Source organism: Polaromonas sp. P3_C2 (assembly GCF_056402675.1).
In genome coordinates this window covers 1-4,056 of sequence record NZ_JBFUGX010000382.1, presented here as the reverse complement: position 1 = coordinate 4,056, position 4,056 = coordinate 1, and the positions used below count along the sequence as shown (strand labels likewise).

The window sequence follows — 4,056 nt, the reverse complement described above, 5'->3', positions numbered from 1 at the left end:
ACCCATGTGCAGGCCGCCATTGAGCGAGAAGTCGGCGCCGGTCGCATAGCCGCCTTCATCGGACGCGATCCACGAAATGATGGAGGCGATCTCCTCGGGCTGGCCGAGCCGTTTGGCGGGCACGCCTGCGACGATTTTCTCCAGCACGTCAGGGCGTATGGCTTTGACCATGTCGGTGCCGATATAGCCGGGGCTTACCGTGTTGACCGTCACGCCCTTGGCCGCGACCTCTTGCGCCAGCGCCATCGTGAAGCCGTGCAGGCCGGCCTTGGCCGTGGAATAGTTCACCTGGCCGAACTGGCCCTTCTGGCCGTTGACCGACGAGATGTTGATGATGCGCCCGAAACCCGCTTCAATCATGCCCTCGATGACCTGTTTGGTCACATTGAACATGCTGTTGAGGTTGGTGGAGATCACGGCATCCCAATCGGCCTTGCTCATCTTGCGGAACTGGCCGTCGCGCGTGATGCCGGCGTTGTTGACCAGCACAGCCACGGGGCCATGCTCGGCCTTGACCTTGTCAAAGGCCGTGACGGTGGAATCCCAGTCGCCGACGTTGCCCACGGAAGCATAAAAAGTATGGCCCAGGGCTTTTTGCTCGTCGAGCCATTTGGTGAAGTCGCGCGTGGGGCCGCAACCGGCGATCACCGTGAACCCGTCCTTGTCCAGTCGTTGGCAGATGGCAGTYCCAATGCCGCCCATACCGCCCGTGACATACGCTACTTTCTTTGCCATTTCGCTCTCCTTGATTTTGTGAATTATCTGAAACCGTTACCTGGTGACTTCCCTGCCGAACGGCCCACCGTGATTCGCTATCGATTTAATAGCTGCTTGCGCACGGTGCAAGCCAGTCTCAGCCTCTTTTACCTTATATTCAGCGTTCCAGTGTGAGGGCAACCCCCATGCCGCCGCCGATGCAGAGGCTGGCAATGCCTTTTTTCGCATCGCGCCGCGCCATTTCGTGCAACAGCGTCACCAGGATGCGGCAGCCGGACGCGCCGATCGGGTGGCCGATCGCGATGGCGCCGCCGTTGACGTTGACCTTGCTAGTGTCCCAACCCATTTCCTTGTTGACCGCGCAGGCCTGGGCGGCAAAAGCTTCGTTGATTTCGAGCAGGTCGAGGTCCTGGGCCTTCCAGCCTGCGCGCTGCAGTGCCTTGGTCGATGCGGGGACCGGGCCCATGCCCATGTAGGCCGGGTCGAGGCCGGTGGTTGCGTAGCTGGCGATGCGCGCCAATGGCTTGAGACCCAGGGCGGCGGCCTTTTTGGCCGTCATGACCATCACCGCGGCAGCGCCGTCGTTCAGGCCCGAGGCATTGCCGGCCGTCACACCACCGGCCTTGTCAAACGCCGGGCGCAGGCCCGCCAGGCCTTCGGCGCTGGTTTTGCGGTTGATGAATTCGTCCGCGGCAAATATCACCGGATCACCTTTTTTCTGCGGAATGGTGATGGGGATGATTTCATCCTTGAACTTGCCGGCGTCCTGCGCGGCCGCAGCCTTGGTCTGGCTGCCCAGGGCCAAGGCGTCCTGCGCTTCCCGATTGATCTCGTATTTTTTTGCCACGTTCTCTGCGGTAATGCCCATGTGGTACTGGTTGTAGACATCCCACAGGCCGTCGACGATCATGGAGTCGATCATCTTCCAGTCGCCCATGCGCTGGCCGTCGCGCGAACCGTTGAGTACGTGCGGCGCGGCGCTCATGTTTTCCTGGCCGCCGGCAATGACGATTTCGCTGTCACCCGTGGCCACAGCCTGCGCCGCGAGCATGACGGCTTTGAGGCCGGAGCCGCAAACCGCATTGATGGTCAGGCCCGGAATGCCGTTGGGAAAGCCTGCCTTGATGACCGACTGGCGCGCCGGGTTCTGGCCGACGCCGGCCGTCAATACCTGACCCATGATGACCTCGCCGAGCTGGTCGGCATTGAGGCCGGAACGCTCCAGCACACCCTTGATGACGGCTGCGCCGAGTTCGGTTGCGGGTATTTTGGCGAGCGAGCCGCCGAATTTACCGACGCCGGTGCGGCCGGCAGCAACGATAACGATGTCTTCCATGATGTGTCCCTTTTGAAGTTTTAGGATGCGTTTATGAATGCGTTTTTATGAATGCGGTTTGGCGAGGCGCGGGTTGCTGTGTCAGGCTTTTGCCTTGACATAGCGGCCCGGCGCAGCCTCAATGACTTTGTACTTGCGGCTGCCATAGGTTTTCGGTGCAGCAATTTGCTTGCCAGCATGGCCCTGGAGCCATCCGGACCAGTCGGTCCACCAGCTGCCGGGGTGTTCTGTCGCGCCCTCGAGCCAGCCGGCTTGCGTCTCGGGAAATTTCCCCTGAGGCAGTTTGTCCCGGGTCCAGTAGCTTCGTTTTTTCTTGGCCGGTGGATTGATCACACCCGCAATATGGCCGGAAGCACCCATGACAAACCGCTTTTTTCCAGGCAAATGCTGTGTGGAGGCATAAGCGCCGCCAATCGGCACGATGTGGTCTTCACGCGAGCCGTAGATGTACACAGGAATGTCGACCTTGCGCAAGTCTACTTTCTGGCCGCACACCACGGTCTTGCCCGGCTTGATGAGATTGTTCTCGAAATAGGTATTGCGCAGGTACCAGGCGTAAAACGGGCCCGGCAGGTTGGTGGAGTCGCTGTTCCAGTACAGCAGGTCAAAAGGAGGCGGTGTTTCGCCCTTCAGGTAATTGCCGACCACGTAATTCCAGACCAGGTCATTCGGACGCAGGAAGCTGAAAGTGGAAGCCAGGTCCTGACCCTTGAGCAAGCCGCCCTCCCCCATCTCGGCCTCGCGGTACTTGACCGAGGTTTCGTCGATGAAGATATCAAGGATGCCGGTGTCGGTGAAATCAAGAAACGAGGTGAGTAGCGTTGCACTGGCCACCGGCTTTTTACCCTGTGCGGCCAGCACGGACAGCGCTGTTCCGAGGATGGTGCCGCCCACGCAAAAACCCAGTGCGTTCAGGGTCTTTGCGCCGGTGATCTCCTGCACCACGTCAATGGCCTTGATGGCGGCGTGCTCGATGTAGTCGTCCCACGTTTTTTTTGCCATCGACTCATCGGGGTTGCGCCAGCTCACCACAAAGGTGCGGTGCCCCTGGCTGACGGCATAGCGGATCAGCGAGTTTTCGGGTTGCAGGTCAAGGATGTAGAACTTGTTGATGCATGGCGGGATCAGCAGGAAAGGCTTTTCGTACACCTTTGCTGTCAGGGGCTTGTATTCCAGCAGTTGAAAGAATTCATTTTCAAACACCACCGCGCCTTCGGTGGTGGCGACGTTTTTACCGACCTCGAACACACGCTCGTCGGTCATGGACACGTGGCCCTGCTTCAGATCATGCAGCAGGTTGGTGAGACCCTGGGCGATGCTTTCGCCCTGGCTCTCGATGGCTTTTTGCTGCGCCTCGGCATTGAGCGCCAGGAAATTGCTAGGCGCCGTGGCCGCCATCCATTGCTCGACCGCGAAGCGCACGCGTGCGCGGGTCTTTGCGTCGCCTTCGACGGCGTCGGCCAGGGCCATGAGGGTGCGGGCGTTCAGCAGATAGGTGGAAGCCGAAAATTTCGAGACGGGGTTGGTCTTCCAGGCCGCGCTTGAAAACCTGCGGTCAGACGACACCAGCGTATCGGCGCCCTCCTGCAACCCCTGGTTCCACAGGGCTGAGGCGTCTGCGATATAGCGCTGCTGCAATTCCTGGAGCCTGGCCGGATCGAACTGGAGTGCCGCTGGGGTTTGGCCTGGGCTGAATGCACTCATTGGTGCGAATCCGTTGTTTGCACCAGTATTGAAGCCGGCGCCTGATCCGGCGTTTGCCATGACACTCATGGCCTGCTGCAGGCCTGCCGCAAAGGTCTCTTGCATCTGCCGGGCCGTTTCGGCCTGCTTTGCGTCAAAATTCATCTTGTYTCCCCGATCCATGTTGAGTCCTGGTGACTCTTTTGAGCACACCAACAGTATCGTAGGATTTGCATTACAAATTGCTCACCAGGGCCGCGGAGTTCTACGTATTTATGTATTTGATTGTCATCGCCTGGATTTACGTTGTGCTCATGATG

General features: G+C 59.5%; 3 protein-coding genes. All 3 read right to left on the bottom strand.

Features of this window, described 5'->3' with window-relative positions; genetic code table 11:
* A partial coding sequence (gene phbB, locus AC1DWI_RS15490; RefSeq protein WP_457280389.1) for an acetoacetyl-CoA reductase occupies positions 1 to 735 on the bottom strand: 735 nt, incomplete at its 3' end.
* A gap of 139 nt (positions 736 to 874) precedes the next feature.
* Positions 875 to 2,053, bottom strand: coding sequence for an acetyl-CoA C-acetyltransferase (locus AC1DWI_RS15485; RefSeq protein ID WP_477669109.1), 1,179 nt, complete (start codon positions 2,051 to 2,053; stop codon positions 875 to 877).
* 81 nt (positions 2,054 to 2,134) lie between these two features.
* Positions 2,135 to 3,901, bottom strand: coding sequence for a class I poly(R)-hydroxyalkanoic acid synthase (phaC, locus tag AC1DWI_RS15480; protein ID WP_477669108.1), 1,767 nt, complete (start codon positions 3,899 to 3,901; stop codon positions 2,135 to 2,137).
* Positions 3,902 to 4,056 lie beyond the last annotated feature (155 nt).

What these genes read in the sequence shown, in the direction of transcription:
- phaC (WP_477669108.1), bottom strand. Translation starts at nt 3,901, where the DNA reads ATGAATTTTGACGCAAAGCAGGCCGAAACGGCCCGGCAGATGCAAGAG.
- AC1DWI_RS15485 (WP_477669109.1), bottom strand. Translation starts at nt 2,053, where the DNA reads ATGGAAGACATCGTTATCGTTGCTGCCGGCCGCACCGGCGTCGGTAAA.